Origin of the sequence: Streptomyces sp. NPDC101234, from assembly GCF_044767525.1 — a bacterium.
GTDB lineage: Bacteria > Actinomycetota > Actinomycetes > Streptomycetales > Streptomycetaceae > Streptomyces > Streptomyces sasae.
The window spans coordinates 403,141-424,393 of the sequence record NZ_JBIWOA010000005.1; the positions used below are offsets into that span (position 1 = coordinate 403,141).

Annotated in this window: 26 protein-coding genes and 1 pseudogene; 8 read left to right on the forward strand and 19 right to left on the reverse strand. The window is 67.9% G+C overall.

Going from position 1 to position 21,253, the window contains the following annotated elements; genetic code table 11:
• Positions 1-115: 115 nt before the first annotated feature.
• Together ACIRR9_RS12475 and ACIRR9_RS12480 are read right to left on the reverse strand one after the other, a co-directional pair.
• Positions 116-739, reverse strand: coding sequence for a TetR/AcrR family transcriptional regulator (locus ACIRR9_RS12475; RefSeq protein WP_403750437.1), 624 nt, complete (start codon positions 737-739; stop codon positions 116-118).
• 467 nt (positions 740-1,206) lie between these two features.
• Positions 1,207-1,458, reverse strand: coding sequence for a hypothetical protein (locus tag ACIRR9_RS12480; protein ID WP_403750559.1), 252 nt, complete (start codon positions 1,456-1,458; stop codon positions 1,207-1,209).
• Here ACIRR9_RS12480 and ACIRR9_RS12485 point away from each other — a divergent pair.
• Positions 1,430-1,705: a hypothetical protein gene (locus ACIRR9_RS12485; RefSeq protein WP_403750439.1), complete on the forward strand. Its 276-nt coding sequence runs from the start codon at positions 1,430-1,432 to the stop codon at positions 1,703-1,705. The genes ACIRR9_RS12480 and ACIRR9_RS12485 overlap by 29 nt on opposite strands.
• 33 nt (positions 1,706-1,738) lie before the next feature.
• On the opposite strand, the gene ACIRR9_RS12490 is transcribed toward ACIRR9_RS12485, so the two are convergent.
• Positions 1,739-2,086, reverse strand: coding sequence for an antibiotic biosynthesis monooxygenase family protein (locus ACIRR9_RS12490; protein WP_403750441.1), 348 nt, complete (start codon positions 2,084-2,086; stop codon positions 1,739-1,741).
• A 118-nt stretch (positions 2,087-2,204) separates the two neighbouring features.
• Positions 2,205-3,431, reverse strand: a complete 1,227-nt coding sequence (locus ACIRR9_RS12495) for an LLM class flavin-dependent oxidoreductase (protein WP_403750443.1) — start codon at positions 3,429-3,431, stop codon at positions 2,205-2,207.
• 95 nt (positions 3,432-3,526) lie between these two features.
• Between ACIRR9_RS12495 and ACIRR9_RS12500 the strand changes: the two genes are divergently transcribed.
• A complete protein-coding gene (locus tag ACIRR9_RS12500; RefSeq protein WP_403750445.1) occupies positions 3,527-4,144 on the forward strand; it encodes a TetR/AcrR family transcriptional regulator in 618 nt (205 codons plus the stop codon).
• A 35-nt stretch (positions 4,145-4,179) separates the two neighbouring features.
• Here the strand turns inward: ACIRR9_RS12500 and ACIRR9_RS12505 are convergent, their stop codons facing one another.
• The 5 genes from ACIRR9_RS12505 to ACIRR9_RS12525 form a co-directional block, all read right to left on the reverse strand.
• Entirely contained in the window at positions 4,180-5,223 is a 1,044-nt protein-coding gene (locus ACIRR9_RS12505) for an alpha/beta hydrolase (protein WP_403750447.1), read from the reverse strand.
• 275 nt (positions 5,224-5,498) lie between these two features.
• Positions 5,499-6,152 carry an RraA family protein gene (locus ACIRR9_RS12510; RefSeq protein WP_403750449.1) on the reverse strand — a complete coding sequence of 218 codons (654 nt, stop codon included), beginning with the start codon at positions 6,150-6,152 and terminating at the stop codon, positions 5,499-5,501.
• Between the two features lie 87 nt (positions 6,153-6,239).
• On the reverse strand, positions 6,240-6,884 hold the full coding sequence (locus ACIRR9_RS12515; protein ID WP_403750451.1) for an RraA family protein: 645 nt from the start codon (positions 6,882-6,884) through the stop codon (positions 6,240-6,242).
• Positions 6,885-6,889: 5 nt separating this feature from the next.
• Positions 6,890-7,546: an MBL fold metallo-hydrolase gene (locus tag ACIRR9_RS12520; protein WP_403750453.1), complete on the reverse strand. Its 657-nt coding sequence runs from the start codon at positions 7,544-7,546 to the stop codon at positions 6,890-6,892.
• Between the two features lie 14 nt (positions 7,547-7,560).
• Complete coding sequence (locus ACIRR9_RS12525; protein ID WP_403750455.1) at positions 7,561-8,298, reverse strand: class II aldolase/adducin family protein; 738 nt, start codon at positions 8,296-8,298, stop codon at positions 7,561-7,563.
• A gap of 130 nt (positions 8,299-8,428) precedes the next feature.
• Here ACIRR9_RS12525 and ACIRR9_RS12530 point away from each other — a divergent pair, with 130 nt between their 5' ends.
• Entirely contained in the window at positions 8,429-9,184 is a 756-nt protein-coding gene (locus ACIRR9_RS12530; protein WP_359279720.1) for an IclR family transcriptional regulator, read from the forward strand.
• A gap of 71 nt (positions 9,185-9,255) precedes the next feature.
• Positions 9,256-10,044, forward strand: coding sequence for an IclR family transcriptional regulator (locus ACIRR9_RS12535; RefSeq protein WP_403750457.1), 789 nt, complete (start codon positions 9,256-9,258; stop codon positions 10,042-10,044).
• 82 nt (positions 10,045-10,126) lie between these two features.
• Here the strand turns inward: ACIRR9_RS12535 and ACIRR9_RS12540 are convergent, their stop codons facing one another.
• The 5 genes from ACIRR9_RS12540 to ACIRR9_RS12560 all read right to left on the reverse strand — a co-directional run bounded on the left by ACIRR9_RS12540 (position 10,127) and on the right by ACIRR9_RS12560 (position 14,472).
• Positions 10,127-11,401 carry an FAD-dependent monooxygenase gene (locus ACIRR9_RS12540; RefSeq protein ID WP_403750459.1) on the reverse strand — a complete coding sequence of 425 codons (1,275 nt, stop codon included), beginning with the start codon at positions 11,399-11,401 and terminating at the stop codon, positions 10,127-10,129.
• A 72-nt stretch (positions 11,402-11,473) separates the two neighbouring features.
• Positions 11,474-12,073: an NADPH-dependent FMN reductase gene (locus tag ACIRR9_RS12545; RefSeq protein WP_403750461.1), complete on the reverse strand. Its 600-nt coding sequence runs from the start codon at positions 12,071-12,073 to the stop codon at positions 11,474-11,476.
• A 184-nt stretch (positions 12,074-12,257) separates the two neighbouring features.
• Positions 12,258-12,680, reverse strand: a complete 423-nt coding sequence (locus tag ACIRR9_RS12550; RefSeq protein WP_352046073.1) for a VOC family protein — start codon at positions 12,678-12,680, stop codon at positions 12,258-12,260.
• Between the two features lie 54 nt (positions 12,681-12,734).
• Positions 12,735-13,118, reverse strand: a complete 384-nt coding sequence (locus tag ACIRR9_RS12555; RefSeq protein WP_359279715.1) for a VOC family protein — start codon at positions 13,116-13,118, stop codon at positions 12,735-12,737.
• 523 nt (positions 13,119-13,641) lie between these two features.
• A complete protein-coding gene (locus ACIRR9_RS12560) occupies positions 13,642-14,472 on the reverse strand; it encodes an Lrp/AsnC family transcriptional regulator (RefSeq protein WP_403750463.1) in 831 nt (276 codons plus the stop codon).
• Between the two features lie 34 nt (positions 14,473-14,506).
• Between ACIRR9_RS12560 and ACIRR9_RS12565 the strand changes: the two are divergent.
• A pseudogene (locus ACIRR9_RS12565) lies at positions 14,507-14,740 on the forward strand (LLM class flavin-dependent oxidoreductase); the annotation flags it as partial.
• Positions 14,741-14,890: 150 nt separating this feature from the next.
• On the opposite strand, the gene ACIRR9_RS12570 reads toward ACIRR9_RS12565, so the two are convergent.
• From ACIRR9_RS12570 to ACIRR9_RS12580, 3 genes are read right to left on the reverse strand one after another with little or no spacing between them, the layout of a single operon-like run.
• Positions 14,891-15,616 (reverse strand): maleylpyruvate isomerase family mycothiol-dependent enzyme, encoded by a 726-nt coding sequence (locus ACIRR9_RS12570; protein ID WP_403750465.1) that lies wholly within the window; start codon positions 15,614-15,616, stop codon positions 14,891-14,893.
• The gene (locus tag ACIRR9_RS12575; protein WP_403750467.1) at positions 15,613-16,443 is read right to left on the reverse strand and encodes a fumarylacetoacetate hydrolase family protein; all 831 of its coding nucleotides are present in this window, start codon (positions 16,441-16,443) and stop codon (positions 15,613-15,615) included. The genes ACIRR9_RS12570 and ACIRR9_RS12575 overlap by 4 nt, the downstream gene beginning before the upstream one ends.
• On the reverse strand, positions 16,440-17,513 hold the full coding sequence (locus ACIRR9_RS12580) for a cupin domain-containing protein (protein WP_403750469.1): 1,074 nt from the start codon (positions 17,511-17,513) through the stop codon (positions 16,440-16,442). Before ACIRR9_RS12580 ends, ACIRR9_RS12575 begins: the two co-directional genes overlap by 4 nt.
• A 154-nt stretch (positions 17,514-17,667) precedes the next feature.
• Here ACIRR9_RS12580 and ACIRR9_RS12585 point away from each other — a divergent pair, with 154 nt between their 5' ends.
• Positions 17,668-17,838 (forward strand): helix-turn-helix domain-containing protein, encoded by a 171-nt coding sequence (locus ACIRR9_RS12585; RefSeq protein WP_403750471.1) that lies wholly within the window; start codon positions 17,668-17,670, stop codon positions 17,836-17,838.
• 441 nt (positions 17,839-18,279) lie between these two features.
• Here ACIRR9_RS12585 and ACIRR9_RS12590 read toward each other — a convergent pair whose 3' ends face one another.
• Positions 18,280-19,698, reverse strand: coding sequence for an MFS transporter (locus tag ACIRR9_RS12590; protein ID WP_403750473.1), 1,419 nt, complete (start codon positions 19,696-19,698; stop codon positions 18,280-18,282).
• A 217-nt stretch (positions 19,699-19,915) separates the two neighbouring features.
• Here ACIRR9_RS12590 and ACIRR9_RS12595 point away from each other — a divergent pair, with 217 nt between their 5' ends.
• Together ACIRR9_RS12595 and ACIRR9_RS12600 are read left to right on the forward strand one after the other, a co-directional pair.
• Positions 19,916-20,179, forward strand: coding sequence for a type II toxin-antitoxin system VapB family antitoxin (locus tag ACIRR9_RS12595; RefSeq protein WP_403750475.1), 264 nt, complete (start codon positions 19,916-19,918; stop codon positions 20,177-20,179).
• Entirely contained in the window at positions 20,176-20,589 is a 414-nt protein-coding gene (locus tag ACIRR9_RS12600) for a PIN domain-containing protein (protein ID WP_403750477.1), read from the forward strand. The genes ACIRR9_RS12595 and ACIRR9_RS12600 overlap by 4 nt, the downstream gene beginning before the upstream one ends.
• 219 nt (positions 20,590-20,808) lie before the next feature.
• Here the strand turns inward: ACIRR9_RS12600 and ACIRR9_RS12605 are convergent, their stop codons facing one another.
• A complete protein-coding gene (locus ACIRR9_RS12605; protein ID WP_403750479.1) occupies positions 20,809-21,168 on the reverse strand; it encodes a class I SAM-dependent methyltransferase in 360 nt (119 codons plus the stop codon).
• Positions 21,169-21,253 lie beyond the last annotated feature (85 nt).

The following is a 21,253-nucleotide window of genomic DNA, read 5'->3' on the forward strand; positions in this document are numbered from 1 at the left end:
ACGCAGCCGTCGAAGGAACGGTCGCCCTTCCCAGCCCGTGCAGTCGCGGGCGTCGGAAACGTCTTCCCGCCATGACGGCGGTGTCGGCGGCCCGACCCGTCGACGGCGTTGCCGGTCAGGGTGCGGCTTGGAGGCCTTCCGCGTCGGCGATGCCGGCCACCCGCCGCACCAGATCGGCCCAGCTGCGTCGCAGCCGCTCGGTGGTGACCTGGGGATCGTTGCGCAGGTGGTCAAGCGTTTCCAGGTTCACGAAGGCGAGCAGGGCGTGGGCGAGCATGTCGTGGTCACCGTCGATTCCGGCTTCTTTCAGGAGTGACGAGACGTGGTGGTGGAAGGCCCGGCCGTAGTGCGAGGTGTGGCGGCGGTCGCAGGGGATCTGGCGGCCCAGCGCGGGGCCCAGGTCTGTGCCGTCGGCGACCCGCTCGATCAGCGCACAACCGAACGCCGTCAACCGATCGCCCGGCGATGCGCCCGGCCCGAGCGGAGGGGGACCGGAGGTGTAGGCCTCGTGGAACTGCGCCTCGACGTCGTCGACCAGCGTGAGCAGCAGTCCGTCACGATCACCGAACCTGCGGAAGAGCGTGCCCTTGCCCACCCCGGCCTCCCGGGCGACCTCGTCCATGGTCACGTGTTCGGCTCCCCTGTCGGCCACCAGCCGGGTGGCCGCGTCCAGCAACCGGGCTCGGTTGCGGACGGCGTCCGCCCGCTCCGCCGTCACATCGTGCGGTGGCTGTTTCATCGCTCCTCCGCGGTATCCCACGTACGTACACGCGCCCGTACTGCACTTGCACCGAATAGACGGGAACGGGCGGGTCGCCGGAGGGTCGAGGGGAAAACAGCGACGCCACGCTCCAATTCGAAGCGCCACGGAACGCCCTCCTCCAGTTGGTCGAACTCGCAGAGGTACGTGTAGTCGATCCGGGGCATCGGTCTCCTCGATACATCTATGACAAGCGGGCAGGCCACCGGCTCGGTTGGGTGCAGCGGACAGATCCGCCCGTCCGTCATGTCACGCGTGTGCTTCGGCTGGTCGGCAACGCTAGCGACGCATCCCACCAGGCGGGACCGGCCCCAGCCCGAACCCGACTCGGCACTTGGGCCTAGGCCGGCTGCCAGAGCAGCGCACGGGCGAACCGGCTGTGTGCGCCGCCTCCGCTTCGCCGGAGGCCGGGGCCCCGGCGCAGGGCCCCGGCCTCCAGAGGCTGATCACGCGAGGTTCTTCGTGAAGAACTCCTCCAGCTTGTCGAACGGGATCAGGCCGGTCTTGTCGTAGAGGTCCACGTGTCCGGCGTCAGGAACGGAGCAGAGCTCCTTCGGCGCCGCCGCGAGTTCGTTCGACCTGGCCCGCGCGGCCCGGCCTGCCCGCCGTACGTCGTCCCGCCGCAGGGACGTCGAGGTTCCGCCCCGCATCCAGTGGCCGCTGGACTCCATGACGTTGTCCTCGGCGTTCGTACGCAACGGCCGCCAGGATGTCATCGTGAGCAATCCGCCGGCCCGAGCCCTGCACACACCGATGTTCGACAGCCCGACCGCCGGCCAACACGGCCGCCCCGACGTGGCCCGCCATATCCAGTGTTTCCGGAGGGTCGGCCTCCCGCGCATCGCCGCTGATGCAGCGTGGCGGCCATGGACACCAGCGCGACGGCGAATCCCGGTGCGGTCCGGCCTGCCGCCGCTTCCGGTATCTGCGTGGTCGTCCGGCTGAGCCGTGCCGGACGGCTGTACCGGGTCAGCGTGCTCAGTCGGCTTGATCCGGCGGCTCGCCGACATCGGCGACCACCTCATAGAGGGCCGGGTTCGCGGAAACCTCTACCGCCGGGTCATCCAAGGGGCTCGGAGGAGCACCCGGCTCCCGGAGTGCCGTCTGGGCGGCTTCCCATGCCTCGCGGCTCGCCCAGCGCGCGACGTTGATCACCTGGAATCGGGACTCCGATGACATCGCCCGGTGCAGTTTCGTACCCAGGAAGCCGGGGGCGTTGCCCATGATGTGCGCGCGGGCGCGCCATCGCGCGACGAAGGCGTCAACCTGCTCCGCGGGCATTTCGAAGACGTTGATGAACGTGACAGGTCCGGTGTTGTCGTTCAACTCTGTCTCCTCACATTTCAGTGGATGGCTTCGTCAGCGACCCGGGGAGCGGCGGTGATCGCCGGAGTCTGCGGCCACGGCGCCGACGTCGTGCTACCCGCCTGTCGGCGGGCGCGGTTCAGCGGAATGCGGGCATGATCTGCTCGGCATAGGCCTTGAGCTGGCCGCGCTGGATCTCCGGTGCGTCATCGCCGTACAGGGCCTGTGCCCAGAACTCCCAGACCAGCCAATCGAGTCGGCCGCCGCCCGCCTGGACCGTCTTCTCGAGATCGTCGCGTACTTGGTCCGGGGTGCCGCACAGGAGCGCGCCCGTCTCGTGCATGCGGCGGGTCAGTGCCCGTGCGTCGCCCAGGTCCAGGCGCCGGTCCGGGGCGTCAGAGGGGATCCGGAAGGCTTCGTTGATGCCGAACGCCTGGAAGAAGTTCTGGTACCAGTAGCCGGCGGTTCGGACCGCGAGATCGAATGCCTCGTCGAACGTGTCACCGAGGACGATCTTCCGTACGATGCCGACGCCTTCTCCCCGCGGCAGATCACGGCCGTTTTCGCGGGCGATGTCCTGGTACTGCTCGGTGAGCGGGCCCAGGTGCTCGACGCCTGCGAGAGACAGCAGGGTCCGGCCGTGGCGTGCGGCGTCGATCGCGGTCTGCCGTGAGTAGGTGTTGGGGATGAAGATCGTCGGCCGGTGCAGAGGCTTGGGGAGCACACCGATCTTGTGCACCGTGCCCTCGGCGTCGACCTCGTCCGGGCTGCCGTAGGCGCGGGTCCAGTCGGCCAGTGCCCAGTTCCGGATGCCCTCGGCCGGGTAAGGAACCTGGAAGTGCTTGCCGTTGTGCTGGAAGGAGTCCTCGTCCCAGGCCCGCTCCACGATCGACAGGTACTCGTCGAAGATCTCCCGGTTGCGTGCGTCGGAGTCCGGCTGCATGGAGGTGACGGCGTCGTCCTGGGCCAACGTCTGCATCCAGCGGGTCTGATAGCCGCGGGCGAAGCCGACGCCGATCCTGCCGGGGTACATGTGGCTGAACAACGCCAGGTCCTCGGCGACGCGAATGGGGTTCTGCGCGGGAAGGATGATGGACAGGGGGACGAACATGATCCGCTCGGTCTGCGCCGCGAGCTTTGCGTAGAACAGCAGGGCGTTGGGGATGGTCTCGCCGCCCTCGGTCTGGAAATGGTGCTCGGTACTGCCGAGACCGTCGAAGCCCAGTTCGTCGGCCCATCCGGCGATGTCTCCGTAACTGCGCAACATCCCTTGGTAGGCGTCGGTGTCACGGGCGATCGGCCGGCGGGCACGTCGCTCCTCGGGCGATGCGGCGACGTTCGTGGCACACATGATCAATGTCTTCATCGAGGCTCCCAAGTTGAAACAACATGTTCCGACTGGAACAGAATGCCCCATGCCTGAACTTGGGGCAAGCTGTTCCATCTGTAAGAATCGGGGTCATGACACCATCGGACGGCGGACTCAATCCGCAGGTGGCACGCTCGCAGGCGGCGGCCCTGGACGCCGGCCAGAAGATCCTGCGGTCGGAAGGTGCGGAAGCCGTGACCTATGTGACGGTGGCCGAGCGCAGCGGGGTGGGCCGCACCACGCTGTACCGGCACTGGCCGACCATCGAGCACTTCCTCCGCGACGTTCTGCTGCGTAACTGCGCTGTGACCCACCACACCCCGACGGGTGCGACGCGCGAGGATCTGATCGAGGAACTCGACGGCTTCCGGGTACAGCTGGGCAGCCCCTCGCTGGAGCGACCGATGACCACGATCATGGACCGGGCCTCGCGCGACGCGGAGTTCGCGCAGCTGTGCGGCGAGCTGTACGAGGCCTGTTCAGGCACCGTTGCACAGATCGTCCGCACGGCGGGAAAGAGCGGGGACGTCGACGACAACGTCGATGTCTCACAGGCGATTGCCGAGTTGGCCGGGCCCCTCGTCTTCCAGCGACTCCTGGGGCGGCAGGACATCACGCGTGAGTTCGTCGAGAACGTCGTGGACGACTTTCTGCGCGCCCACCGGGCCGTGCCTGCGGAGGAACGTGACGCGCGTGCGGCCGTCACCTGACGCCTTCGGCCTGAGCATCACCGGCCCGGCCGGCATCACAGTCTCCGGTTCAGCCAGGCGTCTATGCAGCCGGTGGTGCGTTCACCGTTGCGCTGCAGGGCAAGGTCGTGACCGGCGTCGGGGACGACCTTCACTTCGACACGGGGACTGGCCGGATAGGCGGCCGGCTCCGCGGCGACGGTCCTGTCGCGATCGGCAGGATCGAAGAAGAAGGTGTCGTGCTCACCCACGACCGACAGCACCGGGACGACGACGCCCTTGGCGAAGTGCCCGGCGGACTGTTCCTCCGTGAAGTCGGAGACTTCGCCCTCGGTGGCGGTCTGCTTCACCGAATCGTCGGCGTCGACAGTGGTCAGGTCGGCGTTGAAGGGCCAGTAGAAGAGGTGGCGCAGGCCGGGCCGGGTAGTGAGATAGCCCGCCGGCACGGGACGCCTGACGAAGGCCGGGTCCTCGGCGGCGGGGTGGTTCAGGGTGCCGAAGAGCCCCGCGGCGCCGCCTCCGTGATGCAGCAGTCCGGTGACGACGACCGCGTCGACGTCTTTGTAGGTCGCCGCTTCCTGGATTGCCACCGCACTGCCCAGAGAGTGGCCCACCAATGCGACGGGCAGCCCCTCGTAGGTGGCCCTGAGCCTCGTGACGAGTTGGTGAACGGTCGTGGCTTGGCTGGTGTTGTTCACCTCGTCCGCGGCCGGACGGCTGGACCTGCCGGTCCCGATACGGTCGACGACGACGGAGACCCACCCGTCGCCCGCAGCATCCCGTGCCTGGGAAACCCAGCCGCGGGAGGTCTTCAGGTCGAAGTAGCGGTGGTCATACGTGGCACCGGGGAGGAGCACCTGGACCCCTCGGACATGCCGGCCCTCCGGTTCGTAGATCACGGAACTGAGGACCTGGTCGGCCCGTCCCCCGTCGGTGAGCGAGACCTCCTGCGTGACCGTGTGGCGGCTGAAGCCGGAGCCGTCCCCACCGGCATCGGCCGGGTCCGGCATGACGACGCTCAGGGTCGTGATCGTCAGAGCGCCGGCCACCGCGACGACAGCACGGAGGGAACCGGGCAGCCTGTCGATTCTCTTGGACAAGTCGGAGATCACCCTTTCGGAAGTTGGCTGGGTGCGGCCGAGACCGGCCCGACGGGCACGGTCACGGACGACGACGGGTGGCTCAATGTGGGCCACCCGGCACGAACAGCGGTACAGCAGTGGTCGTGACCTCGGCCCTCGGCCGAGGTACTCGGCGCCGCATGCACCGTTCGAACGACAAGGCCGCCGGTCTCATGCTCGCGAACCTGCTTCGCACACCCCGGTTCGCCGCTGTGACTGCGTGTCTCCCGGGCGGCAGTCGTCTCTGCTCCGACTCACCGCGGAGTCTGGAGCCGGTGGTAGCCGAACTCGGCGCGCGCGTCGCGCAAGGTTGCTCCGTGCTCGACGGCTCGGCGGATGTGCGCTTCGGCGTCTCTGATCCCCACAGCGGCTTCGAGCACCGCTTCGGTCCGGGTTGCCGGGATGGCGACCACGCCGTCCCCGTCGCCGAGCAGCCAGTCGCCCGGCGAGACGCGCACACCACCGATGGTCACGGGCTCGCCGATCGAGTCGACTCGGACCCGGTCCTTGCCCGTGCGCATGAAGTTGCCGCGGGAGTAGATGGGATAGGTGAGTTCCAGTGAGCGGTCGACGTCGCGGCAGACACCGTCGATCACCGTGCCGGCCACGCCGTTTCGGGATGCGGTGGAGGTCAGCAGGTCACCCCACACGGTGACGTCCGTCCTGCCGGAGTTGTCGATGACGACGACCTGCGGCGCGGCGAGGTCGTCGATGTAGTCGCCCACGGTGCCCGCATCGACGCCCGCGGGCGCGTAGCGCAGCGTCCAGGCCTGCCCGACCAGTCGGAAGCTGCGGTCCAGCGGCGCGATGCCGAGGCACTGTCCGTCGATGCCCAGGCGGTCGAGGGCGTCGCTGACGTCCGTGGTGCTGAGGGTCTTCAAAATATGCTGAGCGTCTTCAGCCCGCATCTGCATGGTCGCTCCTTGCGAACGGAGATTGCCGACGGTCGGCCACAGAATGGAGGTTTCGAGGTCCGTAACGGCTGACGGCCCCACTCATCCGGTGTGTTCCGTCGGGAGGCCGTAGATGTCGATCGTGGTCTCGCCGGCGCTCAGCCGGGTCATGATGTCGGCCTCGGCCGAGTCGCGCCGTTCCGCTTCCGCGAGTGCCTTCACCGCGTCCGCGGCGGGAAGCACCACCACGCCGTCGTCGTCGGCCAGCACGAGATCTCCACGCCGCACGACCACGTCACCGATGCGTACCGCTGAGCCGACGTCCCCGTCGCCTTGGGGGTTCTTCGTGGTTCCGCGGACGCTGACCGCACCCGCGAAGGTGGGGAACCCACGCGCGATCAGCTCGGCCGAGTCGCGAACCCCGCCGGTGATGACCAGGCCCGCGATGCCGCGATGCTGCGCGGCGGCTGTCATCACTTCGCCCCAGTAGCCGTGCTCCAGGCCGGAGCCGGTGTCGACCACCAGAACATCGCCGCGCTCGGCGGCATAAATGGCACGGTGCAGCCAGAGGTTGTCGCCGGCCGGGCTGCGTACCGGCAGGGCCGGCCCGATTACCCGCATGCCCGGATGGATGGATCGGATGACGGCCGGCAGGGCACCCACCTTCCCCGCGGCCTCATACAGGGAAGCGGATCCTACGGTGATCTCGCTCGTCTCGGGCCGCTCCGCACGGTCAGAAGATGGCATGTGCGTCACAGCTCCACGGGTACGCCGGTCGGCGTGAGCAGGAGTTCGGTGTCGGCAGGGGCGAACTTGGCGAGCAGGTCGCAGTGAAGCTCGCGATGAGCCGGGGCCAGGCCACCTTGGTGGATCGGGACCGCCAGACGCGGCGCGACGGCGCGCAGGTAGTCCACCGCCTCCGACAGCTTCATCCATGGTGCGCCGATGGGAAGCAGCAGAATGTCGACAGGCTGGTCGGGTACGACGAGCGCATCACCTGGGTGCCAGATGCGCCGGCCGATTCCGTAGGCGTTGTTCGTCAGCTCCGGCAGTGCCGGATGGATGGTCGCGTGGGGTGTCGTCCTCGCCGTCACGTCCCAGCCGGCGATGTCCGCTCGGGCGACGTCGTCGCTTGAGAGCACGACGGCTCGCTCGCGCTCGTCGGGCGGCAGCATGCTGGGGACGCCGGGGCTCACGAATACTTCGAGTTGGGGGTTGGCTCGACGCAACTGGTGCAGTTTCGCCAGTTCGAGGTGGTCAGGGTGCTCATGGGTGATGAGCACCGCGTCGACGTCACCGATGGCGTCGATGCTGTCCGCGAGGGTTCCGGGGTCGATCAGTACGGTGCCGGCGGAGCCGGCCGGATCGTCGATCAGAACGCATGAGTGGCCAAGGTGTGTCAGCCGCACTGTCTTCCTTCTGTTCATGTGGTCGTCAGCAGTCCCTCGGGCAGGTCGGCCGCAGGCGCCGACCGAGTGGTGAGCCCGCGCACCAGGTAGTCCCACACCGAGCGAACGGCTGTGTCGGAATGGATGTGGGCCCGCTTGGACGCCGACTCCGTCTCGTCGGACCAGGTGGCCCAACCGCCGAACGTGCGCGTGAGCAGCTGCTGCTTGGCGGCCTGTTCGAGCAGGATCGCGGCCACGGTGGCGGTGGGAAGGTCCGGGCCCACGGTGACCATCCCGTGGTTCACCAGAAACACGGCGGAGGCCTCACCCAGCCGAGCCGCGACCTCCTTGCCGAGGTCGGGAGTGAGAATCAGGTCGGCCGTGCCGGTGAAGCGCGGAACGCCGTGCGGCGCGAAGTAGTTGGCCGCGTGGCTGACCGGAAGCAACGGCTGTCCCGCAGCGGCAAGTGCGAGGACGTACGGCGCATGGGTGTGCACCACCCCGCCCACGTCCGGACGTGCCGCCATGATCTCGGTGTGGATCGGGTACTCGCTGTGCCGCGGACCCGATCCGTCGACGACCGTCCCGGCCGCGTCCACGAGATGGACGCGTTCTGGAAGCACCTCTTCGAGGCCCCAGCCGGCTTCCTTGATGTATACGGCGTCCGACCCGGGGTCCCGGGACGAGGCGTGCCCCCACACCAGGTCCCCGTGGCCGGCCGCGCCGAGAACACGGGACGCCAGAGCGACTGTTCTTCGTATCTCGTTGTCCACATTCGCCTCCTGGGCGGGTCGACCGAAGCGACCGACCCGACTATGATGTGCGATACTCGCACAGTGCCGTGCTAAATTGGCACATCACATGTAGCATGGGGTTTTCCGAGTCGTCAAGAGGTGGTTTCCGATGAGTGGCCGTGAAGCACCGGCGCCGATCGCCCAGACCCTGGACCGCGGGCTGCAGATCCTCGAAGCAGTGGCGCACACCGGTGATTCCCTGACCGTCGCCGAGGCCGCCGCGGCGGTCGGCCTGGATCGAACCGTCGTACATCGGCTGGTCGCGACGCTCGCGGCTCGCGGCTACCTCCAGCGCGCGAGCACCGGCGGCTACCGCCTCGGCCCGACATGCCTGGCGCTGGCGTCGGTTGTCACCGATCTGCGTGCCACGGCCAGACCCCACCTTGAGGCGCTGCGTGAAGCCACCGGTGAGACGGTCCATCTGGTCGTCCTCTCCGGACGGGATGTCGTGTTCGTCGACAGCGTGGAGAGCATCCACGCGCTGCGGGTCGCCAGTCGCACCGGACGCCTCCTCCCGGCACACGCGACCTCCGTGGGCAAGGCCCTTCTGGCAGCACTGCCGCCCGATCGCTTCCAGGCGCTGTACGGCCACGCCGATCTCGTAGCGGTCACGAAGCGGACGATCTCCGATCCCCACGCGCTCGAACGGGACCTCGCGGCGACCCGTGAACGGGGCTACGCGACCAGTCGCGGCGAGAGCGAGAACGGTGTCGGCTCCGTCGGGGTGGCGGTCTGCAACGCGGCCGGTGAGCCCCGGGCCGCCCTGAGCGTCGCCATGCCGCTGGACCGCCTCACCGACGCGGTCGAGCAGCAGGCCGTCGCAGCACTGCGGTCGTCGGCGGCGGAGTTGGGCGCTCAACTGTGAGCTGCCTGAACCTCGCTCGGGCGTACAAGTCCGAGCGACTGTCACATCCCAAGGCGTAGAAAGGGCAGAACATGGCGAGAAACGCATTCAAGGCGCCGCCGCCCTATGCCATCAACAGTGTGGACCACGCGCTGCGCGCTGCGATCATGCTGCAACTCGAAGGCGGGCTGACCGTCTCGCACATCGCGGACCGCCTCGGCGTCGCCCGCTCGACTGCACACCGTCTGCTGGCCATGCTGGTCTACCGTGACTTCGCTGTACAGAACGACGATCGCACCTACCGCGCAGGCCCCGTCCTTGAGCTGTCGGTACAGTCCCCATCGCTCGTGGCGGCCCTGCGCGCCGCCGCTGTGCCGCACCTTCGCCACGTCGCCGACTCGCAGGGCGAAACTGCCAATCTGATCATCCGTACCGGCGATACCGTCAGGTTCATCGCCAGCGCGGAGTCCTCCCAGGCACTGCGCGTGGGCTCCCGCGAAGGCATGGTCTTCCCCGCGCACCGAACCACCGGCGGGCTACTCCTCCTCGCCGCACTCCCGCCGGATGAACTGAGCGAGCTCTACGCGGTACGGCGATTCCCCGACGACTCCCCGGACCGTCCCAACCTCACCGCGCTGCAGGCCCGTTTGTCCCATGTTCGACGATCCGGCCATGTCGTCAACAGAGAACTGTCCGAGCGGGGACTGGTCGCGGTGGGCGTGCCCGTTCGTGGCGCGGACGACCGCCCCATCGCCGGCCTGTCGCTTTCCATGCCGTCGGTGCGATACGAGCCTGATCGGTTGCCGATCCTGCTCGACACGTTGAAGTCTTCAGCCTCAGCGATCGAGGAGGATCTGCGGTCGGCGAACAGGCCGGGCTGACAGGCGCACCCGCCGAGAGCGAAGGCTCGGCGGGGCACACAACCGCTGCGCGGAAGCCCGCGCTGAAGGCCGAGGGCCGGTGTCACCGCGAAGCGGATCGCATGGACTCCGCTCCGAGCGCGATGCTGGGGTAGATCCGCGGCTCTTGATCCGTGGTCAGGGCAGTGGGGCCGTACAGCCAGTCGGTGTAGGTGTAGTCGTAGGTGTCCCGGGCCCGGAGCAGGAGGTTGCGCTGTTCCCGCTGAGCGCCATCGTGGTGCCAGAGCCGACCCCACTTCCGGCTGGTCAGCTGGACACGCTCGCAATGTGCCGGCCGGACCTCGTTGTAGGCGCGGGTGACTTCGCGCCAATCGACTCCCGCCCCTGGCCGGTGTCGTGACCGCTGCTGCAGGCTGACGTGTTCGGCGAGGACCCACCCGTCCTCCAAAGCCATGATCGCGCCCTGGGCGATGTACTGGAGAGGTGGGTGCGCGGCGTCACCGAGGAGCACGACGTTGCCGTACACCCAGTTCCTGATCGGGTCGCGGTCGTACATCCGCCACCGTCGGTCCCGCCACATCAGCGGAAGTCCGTCCTGTACCGCCTGGCAGGTTCCGTCGAAGGCGTGGTCGAGTTCGTCGGGTGTCCCCCAGTCCTCCATGCCGGCCAGTGCCTTCGGCGACTCGAAGACGGCGACCTGGTTGAACATCTCGCCGCCACGCAAGGGGTATTGGACGAAGTGGCAGCGGGGCCCCACATAGACGACGACGGAGTCCTCGAAGATGTGGTTGTCGCGCGCCTGCTCGATCGGCACGGCACCTCGGTAGGCGACGTAGGCGGAGTTGACCGTCCGGTCGCCGACGAACTGACGGCGAGCGGTCGAGTGCAGCCCGTCGGCGGCGATCACGATGTCGGCGGATGCCGTACTTCCGCTCTCGAAGTGGACGCGCGCGCCACCGGGGATGTTCTCGTACTCCGTCACCTTGTGATCGGTGAGCAGCTTGACCTCGGCGTCCTGGCAGGCCCGCAGCAAGGCTCCATGGAGGTCGCTGCGGTGGGTGACCAGGTAGGGGTAGCCGTAGCGGTGTTCGAGGTCGCGTAGGTCCAGCCGGGTGAGCTCGGTGCCCTCGATCGCGTCGAGCATGACCATTGCGTCGGGAGACACTCCATGTCGTCTGACTTCGTCGAGCAGGCCGTACTGGTCGAGGACGCGGGTGCCGTTGGGGGCGATCTGAAGGCCGGCACCGACTTCGCCGAACTCGGGTGACGACTCGTAGACGGTGACGTGGAGGCCTTGGCGGCTCAGTCCGAGCGCAGCGCCCAGGCCTCCGATTCCACCGCCGACGACGATGACGTCCGACGTGGTTGCCCGGTTCATCCGGTTGTCTCCTCTGCTCAGGGCCAGAGTGGTGGTGTCGTCGTCGGCGGACCGCGTTTCCGGTGCAGCGGATCAGGCCGTCTCTCGGAAGGTGTTGAGGGCTCTTGCCCACCACACGAGGTCGTCCAGCATTGCGTCGACGGATGGTTTGAGGGCGCTTTCGATCGCATTGATCGGCGCGTTCTCACCAAAGGGATGGACTTTGAAGAAGTCGCTGCCGCAGATGTGGGTGGTGAACTTGGAGGGAACCATCTGTAGTTCCACGGCTATGCCGCGCAGGTGCTCGATTGCCCGGGCGCCGCCCACACTGCCGTACCCCAACGCGGAGAAGGGTTTGCGGACCCATTCCACGTAGGCCTGGTCAAGGGCGTTTTTCAGCGCCCCGGTGATCGAGTGGTTGTACTCCGCGACGACGAAGACAAAGCCGTCGTACTGGCGGACCGCGTCCTGCCAGGCAAGCACCCGTGCGTCTTGGCTCGGCATGTGCAGATTGGATGCCGTCTCCGCAAAGAGCGGCAGGTCGAAATCGCGCAGATCGAGCTTGTCGAGCCTGACGTCGCTGCGGGACATGGCGTGCCTCAACAGCCAGTCCGCTGGTTTGTCAGCGTATCTCGTGGGCCGGGTCGATCCGATGATGAGAGCCAGGCGAGGCGTCGCGTCCACAGTGCGCACTTCCTTGTTCGTGACGCCGCGGCGACGGGATCGCCCGCGTCAGCGGGGTTGCAGGTCATCACGTCAGACATCGCTGGGCGGGGTCAGGGTGTCGTTTCCCTCGACCCCGCCGTCCGGTCTTCTTGCCGGCGAACTCGAACTCGACCACGTTCTCGTGGTGAAGCGAGAACTGGTGAAGGTCTGGTCAGCCGGGGTTGTTCATGGTGTGCACGCGACCCACGGAGGCAGAGTCCTCGCCGTACGGCGTCGTCATGACCTCCAGGTCGTGTCCACTGGGATCCCGGAAGTACATGCCGCGACCGCCATCGTTGTAGTTGATGCTGCCGGGGACGTCGTAGAAGGGGTCGGGGTAGTAGTCGATACCCCGCTCCTGGACACGGGCCAGGATCTCGTCGAACTCGGCCTCGGTGACGAGGAACGCGTAGTGCTCGGGGTCGAACGGCTCGTCCACCTGCCCCACGTCGACCGAGACGTTGTTGTCCAGGTGATGGATCAGAAAGCGGTCCTTGGCGAAGCTCTCGGCTTCCGGCAGGCCGACGACATCGGTGAGGAACCGCGCCGTCGCGTACTTGTCCCGCGCCTTGTAGATCGTGTGGTTCAGTTGCATTTTCTTTTCTCCGGCGGGTGATGAGCCTTGAGGGGGCTGTGGGGTGGCGGGACGCTAGATCTGGATGACGTAGCCGTCCGGATCGCGAAGGAACGCGGACTCCTTGTTCGGGCGCAACGTGCACACCAGCGTGGCACCCAGTTCCACGAGCGCCTCGATGGCGTTGTCCAGATCCGACACGTTCTTGAGAGCGAACCCGATGTGATCGACGCCGCCACTGGTACCGGGTTCGGCATCGCCGGTAAAGTCCAGGAGCCCCGAGGGGACGCCTTGGCTGACCGTCAGGTTGTCCCCGATGCCGGGCGAGGTGAGGGTGACCAGCTTTCCGTCGAAACCGCTCTCCGCGACCACCATGCCGAAACCCTCGGTGTAGAACTTCACCGATCGCTCGACGTCGCTCACCTTGATGTGAGCGTGGTTGAGTCCTCCGAAATACATGCTCCTCCTGTCGGGTCGTTGCCACACGGTTGAAGTCGTTAGCGGCTCGCCATGTCAGCGATGAGGCATTGACCAATAAGAACCATTAGAACTGACCGTCGACGGCGACGGCAGAGTGTGCCCCAGCTTTTTCGCTGTGCAGAACCGAGGATCTGCTGGACGTTATCCGGGGTGGCCGTCCGGCAGCATTTTGACTACTCCTGCACATCAGACGCGCACTGTTTCAGCGTTCTTTGTGATCGCCACTTCTCTGCTTTCAGATGTGCAACGCGGGCGCGACGCTCTGCAGGGGTTTCTTGGCTCCCGCGTGAGCAATCGACCCGGACTCGGACCTTCTGCGAGCCCGAGCCCGCACGGGTGAGTCGCGGGCGGCCATGGCTCGGCTGGCGCGCACCGGTACAAGACGCTGTCACGCTACTGGGGGCTGATATCGCACGCCATGCGTCGATGGTCTTACGACCTCGGACCGTGTGCGGAACCCGGCTTCGCCTGCGCGCCCTGGCGCCGGTCCCGACGCGTGCTCTCAGCGGCCGTCGTGCATCCGGCCGGCCCGGGTCCTGAGGTCCGGTGCGGGCGCCGGGCGGACGAGGCGACCGTGGTGGATGAGTGAGGCGGCTTGTTTGAGGCGGCGGACGCGGATGCTCACCTCGTAGGCGTCGATGCCTGCGATCGTGGCGACGCGAGTGGTGAGATACCGGTAGAAGTCCTCAGCGTCACGACAGATGACGGTAGCCATCAGGTTGTGCCGTCCGCTGACGGCAGCTGCGAAGGCTACCTCGGGGTGCCGAACGAGCTCCTCACCGGCCTGATTGAGGCAGGCGGGAGCGACGCGGAGCCAGAGCGTGGCGTTCAGTGCGTGTCCGAGGCGTTCGGGCAGCAGGTCGACGTCGTAGAAAAGCGTGCCGGAGGTCTCCAGAGCGTCCAGGCGGCGGGCGACCCGGGTGTTCGACCAGCCAGTGAGTTCGGCGAGTCGGGTGTGGGTGGTGCGGCCGTCCTCGGCGAGGGCGTTCAGCAAGAGGCTGTCCTCGTCCGTCGGGGGTTGCGGGCGGCCGGTGGGAGTGAGGGCTCGGTCGCTGCCAGTGAGTCGCTTGACCTGGTCGGAGGTCAGGCCTGCACCGTAGCCGGTCCAGTCGCGGCTGTCGGTCTGGCCGAAGCTGTGCAGGACCAGGTCGATGGTGACGTCAAGGACGGAGGCCGAGCGCGGTAGTTGGCGCAGCAGGACATCCTCGCGCTCGGCGTCGACGGGTGCCCGGATCACGCAGATGATCTCGGAGCCGCCGGAGGACAGATTGGCATGGGCTATGTCCTGCCGCCTGACCAGGGAGTCGGCCAGAGGTCCGACCCGATGCCCCACCCCACCCGAATCCTTCTCGTTGGAGGTTCCCTTCATGGACGTCCGTATCGGCCTGCCCATCGCTGCACCTGACACCCTTCACACCTGGGCCGAGTGTGCCGAAGCCGGGCCCTTCAGCACACTCGGCCTGCTCGACCGGCTCGTTTACGACAACCCCGAACCCTTGATCACACTCGCTGTCCTGGCCGGCGCCACCTCCCGTATCCGCGTCCAGACCGAGGTGCTGCTCGCTCCACTGCGCGATACCGCGCTCCTCGCCGAGTTCGCCGACTTGGGCGCAGATGAGGTCATGCTGTACTGCCATGGCGTCGACCCCCATCAGGTGGACCGCCTCGCCGAGTTGCTGTAGTCGCGACGAGGTTTTTCCGCTTTTGGTGTGCCGCTGGCAGAAAGGAGGGTGCGACCGTCTCACGCTCGCTCACAACCACGCGGGCAGTTTCGGCACAGATCCCGGCCCTTGTGAGTGCAGGGGGCCGGGCACGGGGCGTCCGGTCGCGTAGGCCGCCAGGCTCGAAAGGTCACCGCTCACCATGACCGGCTCCGCGCCGCCTGGCGCGCCCAGGCTCCAGACACGGGCGTCGCTGTCCTCGGACCGCAGGACGACGCGTGCGCTGTCGCGCCGGGTCCGGAAGGCAGCGGCCACGTCGTCGATGAGCGCCGCGCACACCTCGCGCGGGACGTCGTCGAAGGTGGTGACGTTCAAGTCGACGGTGTGGACCCATACTTCCCGCACCCGCATCCACGGCACCTCGAAGGCGGGGACGGCGCGTCCCCGTGCCGTCCGTACGGTCGCACTCCAGCACGCGTCCGGCAGGCCTGCGAGTTCTCCGGCCAGTCGTGCGTCAGCCGTGAGGAGGTCAGCGCGCAGGGCGTCGGCCGACTGTCGTGCGCCGGCCTCGATCTCGTGCGCTCGTTGACCAGCATCCGCGTACATCGGTGTCTCAACCCCCGTACGCGCCCAGGTCAGAAGGTTGACGAGGGCATCGGCGTTACGGGCCACGTGGGCGATGACATGAGCCCTGCTCCAGCCCAGCAGACAGGACGGCCTGGTCAAGCCCGAGTCGGTCAGCCAGTCCACGGTGGCCTCGAAGGCGGCCGTGCCCTTGGCCGCCCAGTCGAGCGTCGCCCCGGGCACGGTACTCACCGTGTCTCCTGGCGGCAGGTGTTGCGGCACTCGCCGATCCCTTCGATCCGGGTGACGAGGACCGAGCCGTCCTGGAGGTAGCGGGCGGGCTTGCGGGCGTGGCCGACCCCGCCCGGGGTGCCGGTGGCGATGACGTCGCCGGGCACGAGCGTGATGATCTCGGACAGGTAGGCGACCAGTGTTGCCGGGTCGAAGACCAGGTCAGCGGTGTCGGCCTTCTGGACGGTGTCGCCGTCCACCTCGCAGGTCAGGCTGAGGCCCTGACCGGCCACCGCCGGGTCGTCGGCGGTCACCAGCCAGGGTCCGATGGGGGTGGTGGCCTCGAAGGTCTTGCCCTGGTCCCACTGGGTGGTGCGGTACTGCCAGTCGCGGGCGGTGACGTCGTTGAGCACGGTGTATCCCGCGATCGCGGTCCGCGCCACCTCCGGGACGGCGTGCCGCACCTTCGCCCCGATGACGATGGCGAGTTCGGCCTCCCAGTCCATCTGGGTGGAGGACACGGGCAGGATCACGTCGTCGTGGGCGCCGATCAGAGCCCGCGCATACTTGGAGAACAGTGTGGGGTGCGAGGGCAGTTGGCGGCCCATCTCCAGAATGTGGTTGCGGTAGTTGAGGCCGACGCAGACGACCTTCTCCGGGGCAACCACCACCGGGGCGTAGTCGAAGGCCCCCTCGTACACGGCTCCGTCGGCGCGCGCGGCCCGCGCCGCCCAGTCGTCGTGGCGCAGGAAGGAGACCAGGTCGCTCTCGCCGAGGTCCACTGCCGTCCCCCCGTCGACGCGTACGGCGCGCGTGGCGCCGTCGACCCGGATGGTGGAGAGCTTCACTTGTGTTCTCCTCGGGAAGTCCGGGCGAGGCCGAGGGCCTCGTAGACGGGCTCGTCACTGAACCGGAAGAGATCGGTCCGGGTGCGGGCGGTGAGCGAGACCTCGCACCAGGACGGGACGACGAACAGGTCGCCCTTGGCGATCTCGAAGACCTTCTCCCCGACGTGGGCGATTGCCTCGCCCTCGAACACCTGCCAGACCGCGGAGCCGACCGAGCGCACCGGGACGGTCCGGGTCCCGGCCCGCAGCCGGCGCATCTCGGTGCGCATCGTGACCAGGGCGTCCCTGCCCGTGGTGGGGTTGGAGAAGCGGATTCCGGCGTGGCCAGGCTCGATCACACCGGGCGCGTCTTCGTTCTCCAGTTCCAGCTGTGCGTTCAGGGCGGCGTCGGTGTGTTCCCAACGGTAGGCGGCCAGCGGCGAGTTGGGGCGGTCGGGCTGGCTGATCGGGCGCAGTCCGGGGTGAGCCCACAGTCGCTCCGCCCGAGAACGCCGCGGGGTGGCGGCGGTGGAGAGTTCGTCAGGGCCGAACTCGAAGAATCCGGCGTCGAGTTGCGAGACGAGCGGGATGTCGAGGCCGTCGAGCCAGGCCATCGGCTCGTCGCCGACGTTCTGGTGTTCGTGGAAAGCCCAGCTCGGCGTGAGCAGCAGATCACCCCGCCGCATCGCCACCGCGTCACCATCAACGTTGGTCCAGACGCCTTCGCCTTCGAGAACGAACCGAAAGGCGCCCTGAGAATGCCGGTGCGAGGGCGCAGTCTCGTGCGGCCCCAAATACTGGATCGCGGTCCACAGGGTCGGAGTGGCATAGGGAAGCCCAGGAAGACCTGGGTTGGACAGGGCCATGGCGCGGCGCTCACCACCACGCCCTACCGGCACCAGTTCCCCGGAACGCCGTGCCATGGGGAGCAGCTGTGCCCACCGCCACAGGTGCGGGACCGCCGCGGGCCGGGGCGACATCGGCATGAGGTTCTCAACCTGGGTCCACAGCGGTATGAGACCTACTTCTTCGAATTCTGCGTACAGCTCGTCGAGCAGCTTCTGCTCGGCCTCGCTGGTGGTGTCGGTCACGGAAACCTCCACGTTGTGTGTTCGGCAACCGCCGGAAGCGCATTCGATTCCGGTGCCCCGACGCTACGCGGGTATTTCCTCTCAAAGGAATTAATGACACCCACAATTCCACTGTGAAGAATTCAGTAGCCGTTCATCCAGTTCCACGTCTCCCGTGAGCGCTGCCGGCAACGCCCTGCGGGGCGTCCAGCTGCTGCACGAACTCGACGAACTCCGAGTAACCGGGGTCGCAGAACGACTCGGGGTGGCACGCTCCACCGCCCACCGGGTCCTCGCAATGCTCGTCGCCGAGGGCTTCGCTGTGCAGGACCGCCCCAAGGTCTAGCGGCCAGGGCCGACCCTGCGGGCGATCCGAGGGGACCGGTCAACCCCACACCCCGATCTGATCGCTGTCGCCCACCCACTACCTGCGCGGACGGCGTGGAGGGCCCCGAGGCGCTGCGTGTCAGCCACCGCACCGGCACGCCCAAGAGAGCGAGCATGGAGTGCACGCCGTCGGCACGTGTGTGCGCGACCGTAGGCGTCGCCGTAGCCGCCGTAGCCGCCGTAGCCATGGCGGCTCTCTCCGTCCGATGCACCCGCGCTCAGCTCGCGGACCTGGCTCAGCCACTGCTCGCAGCTGTGCAGGAAATCGGTCGGGAACTGTGACGCGCGGCGGCCGGCCATCGGACCGGTCTCCCGGGAAGCAATCCGCTTGGCGGCCGGTGCCGGCCCTGGCACCACGAAGGCGCTGGTCTCGGTCACGCCAAAAGCAGTTCACCAAGCCTCACCGGTCGGAGGGCTCCCGCGGCAGCCACAGGAGCATCAGCACCACAGCGGCGGCCATGACCCCCGCTCCTGTCCGAAACACCAGCGCGTACCCCGCCGTCAGCGCGCGAGGGTTGCCGCTGCCTCCCGTACGGGCCGCCGCGATCGTCGACATGATCGCGAGTCCCAGTGAGCCGCCCAACATACGCGAGGTGTTGACCAGTCCGGACACCAGACCGGCCTCTCCCGATGCCACCCCTGATGTGGCCAGCGCGGCCAGCGGGGTCACCGTCAGCCCGGACCCCAGCATCATCAGGATTCCCGGCAGTACGATGTCGGTGAGACAGTCCCCCTTAAAAGTCATCTCGGACTGCAGGAAAAAGCCCGCCGCCGCCACCGCCGCGCCGATTGCCGCCAGGTTCCGTGGCCCCAGCACCCGCATGAAACGCGGTGCGAGCTGAGCGGCCAGCACAACCGTCAGGGAACTCGGCACCTGCGCGAGACCCGCCTGGAGCGGCGTATACCCGAGCACGTTCTGGGCGTACAGCGTCACGAAGAACCACATGCAGAACACCGCGGTCCCGTTCAGGAACATGGCCGCATTCGCCGACGACACCGACCGCAGCCGCAGCAGCCCGAGCGGCATCAGCGGAGCCGCCGTACGCGCCTCTACAAGCAGGAACGCCGCGATCAGAGCCAGGCCGGCGACCAGTGGCAGCAGGGTCGAAGTCGCCGTCCAGCCCTCGGACTCGGACTGCGAGATCCCGTACGCGAGGGTCGCGAACCCAGCCGTCACCAGCACCGCGCCCGGCAGGTCGAGGCGCCGCCGGTCGCCGTTGCGACTCTCCGTCAACCACCGCAGCGAGCCGGCCAGCACCATCGCCCCGACCGGTACGTTGATCAGCAGCACCCACCGCCATGACACCCCGTCCACCAGCGCACCACCGACCAGGGCGCCCGCGGCCCCACCGCCCGCACCCACCGCGCTCCACGTCGCGATGGCACGCATCCGCGCGGTGCCGTTCGGGACGGCGGAGGTGACGATCGTCAGGGTCGACGGCGCGAGCACCGCGGCTCCGAGCCCCTGCACGGCCCGCGCGATCAGCAACTGCCAGCCCTCCTGCGCCAGCCCGCCACCGAGCGAGGCCAGCGTGAAAAGCGTGAGCCCCACGAGGAACATCCGCTTGCGCCCGTACAGGTCCCCTGCCCGCCCGCCCAGCAGCATGAACCCGGCGAAGGCGATCGCGTACGCGTTCACCACCCACTGCAGACCTTGCGCGCTCAGTCCCAGTCCGGCTCGCATCGACGGCAGTGCCACATTGACGACGGACATGTCCAGCACGACCAGGAACTGACCCGCACAGGCGAGCGTCACCACCAGCCAAGTGGGAGGTGCAGTACGGGCAGAAGTCCGAATTACGTCAGTCGTTTCCAGCATGCCTGTAATGCTGCCGACCGGCTCGTACGCCCGTACATCGGAAGTTCGTCCTACGACTTCCGACCGCTCTCTACGACTCACGACCGAGACCGCACCAGTCTCCGGCCACCCGCGCGGCACCCCTCCGTGATGACGCGACCCTCCCCGTCCGCACCGGCCAATATATAAACGATCAAGCAACTTGATATATGACAGTCGGCGAGCGAAGGAGGACATCATGAGTCGCACGGTCATCGATCTCGACGACGAGGCACTGGAAGCAGCTGCCAGAGAGCTCGGCACCGCTACCAAGCGCGACACCATCAACACCGCTCTGCGGGAAGTCACGGCCCGCTACCGGCGTTTGCGAGCACTCGACGAGGCCCGCGAACTGGTGGCCGAGGGCGCTCTGGACATCGACCTACTGCTGGACAAGAGCGCATACCGCCCCACGAGCGCGGGCGCGGCGGACGATGACCACGACACCGGAGCGCACGAGTGACAGTCGCCGACTACCTCATCGACACCTCCGCCCTGGCCCGCGTCCTGCTCCGCCAGAACACGGCCGAATGGGACGACAGGATCGCCGCCGGCCTCGTCGCGATCTGCGACCTCACCGAACTGGAAGTCCTCTACTCGGCCCGTTCGGCCACGGACCGCGCCCACTTGAAGTCGGCCCTCGACGCCCACTACGCCTGGTGCCCCATGCCCGACGGTGTCCACCACCGCTCCCGCGTCATCCAGGAACAGTTGACCGCCAAGGGAGAACACCGCAGCGCGGGCCCCATGGACCTCCTGGTGGCCGCGGCCGCGGAAGCAGCGGGACTCACCCTCCTCCACCACGACCGCGACTTCGAAACCATCGCCCGCACGACAGGGCAGCCGGTCCGCACGATCGACCTCAGACAGTAAAGCTCGCGCGATGCCGACGGACGCCGAGCTTCCGACCGACCCTGCCGCCTGGCGGTCAGTCCGCTGCGACCTGGGCCGTCTCCCGACACCCATGGGTCACCGGGCGACACCACTTCCGGATCCTCGCGTCCAGCCGGCGTCCAGAATTCGACGTCCAGACGCTCGCACAGCCCACCCACGACGCCGTCCTCCAGCCGCAGGCCGACACGTCCGCGCAGGTCAAAGCGGTCCCAACGCAGACCGACGGCCACAGAGTTGAACCGTGTCGACCGGTTCACCGACCACGGCGGCCAGCTCGGCCGCCGATCCCTGGACCACGGTCAGCCGTGTGTCGCGCCGGGTGGCCGACAGCCGGGCGGCGAGCACCGGATTGAGCTCGACCGCGACGAGCCGTGCGCCGGGAGCGAGCCGGGCCAGGATCGCGTCGGTGAACACCCCGGTCCCCGGGCCGAGCTCGGCGACGAGCCGGGCCCGCTCCAGCCCGATGCCCTCGGTCATCGCGTACGCCGGCCGCCGTGAACTGGCCGCCACCGCACCGGTCATGAGGGGCCGTCTGAGGAACTCGGTGGTGATCGACATGCCGGCCATGCTGGAAGCGCCCCGAGGGGGGCCGCACGTCGTATGGCCGACCGCTGTCCGTACGACTGCGGGAGGACCCGGTGAC